Consider the following 4,282-nt stretch of genomic DNA (forward strand, 5'->3'; position numbering starts at 1 on the left):
GTCGTCGTGGAGGCGGGCCGGGTGGTGGAGGAGGGACCGGCCCGGGACGTGCTGGTGCGCCCGCGCAGCGCGTTCGCGGCCCGCGCGGCGGGGCTGAACCTGGTGCCGGGCACCGCGGCGCCGGAGGGGTTGCGCTGCGCCGACGGCTCGCTGCTGGTGGGGTTGCGCGACGGCGGCTGCGAGCCCGGGGAGGACGCGGTGGCGGTGTTCGCGCCGGCGGCGGTGGCCGTGCACCGGGGTGCGCCGGGGGGCAGCCCGCGCAACGCCCTGGCCGTGGTGGTCGCGGAGCTGGAGCCGCGCGGGCCGCTGGTGCGGGTGCGGGCGGCGCGGGCGGGGCACCTGCCCTCGGGGCTGGCCGCGGACGTCACCGCGGCGGCGGTCGCGGACCTGGACCTGGCCCCGGGCTCGGCGGTGCGCTTCGTGGTGAAGGCCACCGAGGTCGCCGTGCACGCCGCCGGCCGGGCGAGCTGAGCCGGGCGGGCTGAGCCGGGCGGGGGGCGGGTCGGCACCGGGGCGTGCACAGCCCTCCACCACCCGGCGCGGCGCGCCGATGCCGTGGATGGCGCGGTGCGGGGGTGCCGGCCGCGCACACTGGTCGGGCACCGCCCCGGACCAGCCCCGGACCAGCCCCGTCCCCACCGCCGATCCCCGGAGGTTCCGCGTGCTCCACCTGGCCGACGGCACCGTCGTCTCCCCGACGGACCTCGTCGACCTGCTGGAGTGCGGGCACCGCAGCGCCCTGCGGCACGCCCTGGCCGTCGGGCTGCCCGGCGCCCCCGAGCCCAGCGACACCCCCGACCCCCTCGTGGTGCAGCACGGCCTGGAGCACGAGCGCGCCGTGCTGGAGGGGTTCCGGCGGGTGTTCGGACCCGAGGGGGTGCTCGTCGTGGAGCAGCCGGCGCCCACCCGCCAGGCGCTGCTGGCCGCCGCGGCCACCACCCGCGCGGCCCTGGAGCGCGGCGTGCCCGTGGTCCACCAGGGGGTGCTGCTCGACGCGGCCGGGGCGGGGCTCCTCGCCGGGCGCGCCGACTTCCTGGTGAACACCGCCTTCGACCCGCGCACCGGGGCCCGCCGGCCGGGGGCCCCGGCGCGCTACGAACCGTGGGACACCAAGCTGGCCCGCACCGCCCGGCCCGCCGCGGTCGTGCAGCTCACCGCCTACGCGCAGGCGCTGGCGGCCACCACGGGCGCGGTGGTCGAGCACATGCACCTGCTGCTGGGCGACGGCACCCGCGAGCAGCTGCGGGTGGCGGACTTCACGGCCGTCGTCACCGACCTGCGCCACCGGCTGCAGGAGCGGATCGCGGCGGGCGCGGTGCTGCCGGACCGGGCGTGGGGCGAGGAGCGCCCGGCGTGCACGGGCTGCGCCTTCGAGTCCGCCTGCGAGCAGGGCCGGGAGGCGGACCGGGACCTGTCCCTGGTGGCGGGGCTGCGCTCGGACCAGCGCCGGGTGCTCGTCGCGGCCGGCTTCGGCACGATCGACGCGCTGGCCGCCGCGGACCCGGGGGCGCGGCCGACGGAGATGTCGCAGGGCACGTGGACGTCGCTGCGGCTGCAGGCGGCGCTGCAGGTGCGCCAGGACGCCACCCGCACCCCGGAGGAGCCGACGGGCCAGGTGGTGGCCGAGGTCGTGGACCCGGCGGCGCTGGCGGCGCTGCCCGACCCGGACCCCGGGGACGTGTTCTTCGACATGGAGGGCGACCCGTACGCGCTGCACGGGGCGGGGCTGGAGTACCTGTTCGGCGCGGTGGTGCTGGAGGGCGGCTGGCCCGGTGCGGACGAGCTGCCGCTGCCCGGGCCCGCGGAGCGGTTCGTGGCGTTCTGGGCGCACAACCGCGGCGAGGAGAAGCGCGCGTTCGAGGAGTTCGTGGACTTCGCGGTGGCGCGGCGGGCCGCCCACCCCGGCGCGCACGTCTACCACTACGCCCCCTACGAGACGACGGCGCTGAAGAGGCTCGCCGCGCAGCACGGCACCCGGGAGGACGAGGTCGCCGAGCTGCTGCGGACGCGGGCGTTCGTCGACCTGTACGCGGTGGTGCGCAAGGGGTTGCGGGTGTCGCAGCGCTCGTACTCGATCAAGTACCTGGAGCCGCTGTACATGCCGGCAGCGCGCAGCGGGGAGGTCAAGACGGCGGCCGGCTCCATCGAGGTGTACGAGAGGTTCGTCACCGCCCGCGGCCGCGGCGACGACACCGCCGCCAAGGCCGCCCTCGACGACATCGCCGCGTACAACGAGGACGACTGCGTCTCCACCCACCGGTTGTTCCGCTGGCTGCACCGGCTGCGGGAGGAGCACGGCATCGCCGGTGCCCCGCCGGTGGAGCCGGACGCCGAGGAGCTGGCGGCGATGGAGGAGCGGCGCCTGGCCCGGGAGGAGCAGGCGGCGGCGCTGGCGGCGATCACCGGGCCGCTGCTGGCCGGGCTGCCCGACGACGAGGACGGCTGGGACGCCGACGCGCGGGCGCGGGCGGTGCTGGCGGCGGCGGCGGGCTACCACCGCCGCGAGATGGACCCGGTGTGGTGGGACTACTTCCGCCGGGTGGAGCAGCCGCTGTCGGACCTGGAGACGGACGCCACCTGCGCGGTGCCGGTGTCCTGGCGCGCCGAGCCGTGGCAGGAGCCGGCAGGACGCGTGCGCAACCACAAGCGGGTGCTGCGTGCGCGCTGCAACCCCGAGCGCCCGCACCCCTTCGCCCCCGACCAGTCCGTGCGGCTGCTGTACGCCGACGGCGGCGCCACCCGCACCCGCGGCGCGACGGTGGTGTCGGTCTCCGGTGCGGACCTGGAGCTGCTGGAGTCGGTGAAGCCCGACGCCTTCGACGGCGCCGCCGCCCTGCCCGTGGCGGTGCTGCCGGGGGACCCGGTGAAACCCAGGCCCAAGGACGCGGCGGTGGAGGACCTCGCCCGCCGTGCCGCCGACGCGCTGCCGCGGCTGCCGCGCACGTGCGGCGTGGACCTGCTGCGCCGCACCCCGCCGCGGCTGGTGGGTGGCGGGGCGCTGCCGGGCGCCGCCGAGCACGGCGGGGACCTCGTCCGCGCGGTCATCGCCGCCGTCGACGCCCTGGATTCCTCCACCCTCGCGGTGCAGGGGCCGCCCGGGGCGGGCAAGACGTACCTGGCGGGCGAGCTGGTGCGCCACCTGGTGGACCGCGGCCGCACCGTGGGCGTGACCTCCACCAGCCACCGCGCGGTGGAGAACGTGCTGGCCGCCGCCGCCGAGGCCGGGCAGCGCGCGGGCACGGAGGTCCCGGCCGCGAAGAAACCGCAGGGCAAGCCGCTGGACGACGTGCCGTGGGAGCAGCCCAAGGACCTCAAGGCCCTGGTGCGCTTCCGCGCCGAGCACCCCGGCGGGCACCTGGTCGGGGGCACGGCGTGGAACTTCTCCGCCGCGGAGCTGCGGGCGGACCCGGTGGACGTCCTGATCGTCGACGAGGCCGGGCAGTTCGCCCTCGCCGACGCCCTCGCCGTGTCCGGCGCGGCGCGCAACCTGGTGCTGCTGGGCGATCCGCAGCAGCTGCCGCAGGTCGTGCAGGGCACCCACCCGCACGGGGCGGACGCCTCCGCGCTGGGGCACCTCATCGGCGACGCCGACACCGTGCCCGCCGAGCTGGGCTACTTCCTCGACGTCTCCCGCCGGATGCACCCGGCGGTGTGCGCGCCGGTGTCGCAGCTGTCCTACGCCGGGCTGCTGCACTCGCACGGGTCCGCCGCGGCCCGGTCCGTGGACGGCGTCGAACCGGGCCTGCACGTGCTGCGCGTGGAGCACTCCGGGCGCACGACGTCCTCGGTGGAGGAGGCCGCGGCGGTCGTCGACGTCGTCGCCGGGCTGGTGGGCCGCACCTGGCGGGACGGCTCCCGGTCGCGGGCGCTGACCGCCGCCGACGTGCTGGTCGTGGCGCCCTACAACGTGCAGGTGCGGCTGGTGCAGCAGCAGCTGGCCGCCGCCGGGTTGGGTGAGGCCCGGGTGGGCACCGTCGACCGCTTCCAGGGGCAGGAGGCGCCCGTGGTGGTGGCGACGATGACGTCGTCCTCGGCGGGCGACCTGCCGCGGGGGCTGGAGTTCCTGCTCTCGCGCAACCGGCTCAACGTGGCGCTGTCGCGGGCGCAGGCGGTGGCGGTGCTGGTGTGCTCCCCGCAGCTGGCCGCGGCGGACGTGCGCAGCGTGCAGGCGCTGCGGCTGCTGTCGGGCCTGCTGGGGTTGCTGCAGCAGGGGCGCGCCTGGGGGTAGGGCGGGAGTCGCGCGAGCCGGGCCCGGCGTCCGGTCCCCGCCCCGGACCGGTGG

General features: G+C 77.9%; 2 protein-coding genes. Both read left to right on the plus strand.

Annotated features, from left to right (window positions below):
• Positions 1 to 471 (plus strand): TOBE domain-containing protein (locus ABEB16_RS17680; protein WP_345713533.1); only part of this gene is annotated, 471 nt, incomplete at its 5' end.
• Between the two features lie 190 nt (positions 472 to 661).
• Positions 662 to 4,228 carry a TM0106 family RecB-like putative nuclease gene (locus ABEB16_RS17685; RefSeq protein WP_345713534.1) on the plus strand — a complete coding sequence of 1,189 codons (3,567 nt, stop codon included), beginning with the start codon at positions 662 to 664 and terminating at the stop codon, positions 4,226 to 4,228.
• Positions 4,229 to 4,282: the final 54 nt, after the last annotated feature.

Origin of the sequence: Kineococcus glutinatus, assembly GCF_039542765.1 — a bacterium.
GTDB lineage: Bacteria > Actinomycetota > Actinomycetes > Actinomycetales > Kineococcaceae > Kineococcus_A > Kineococcus_A glutinatus.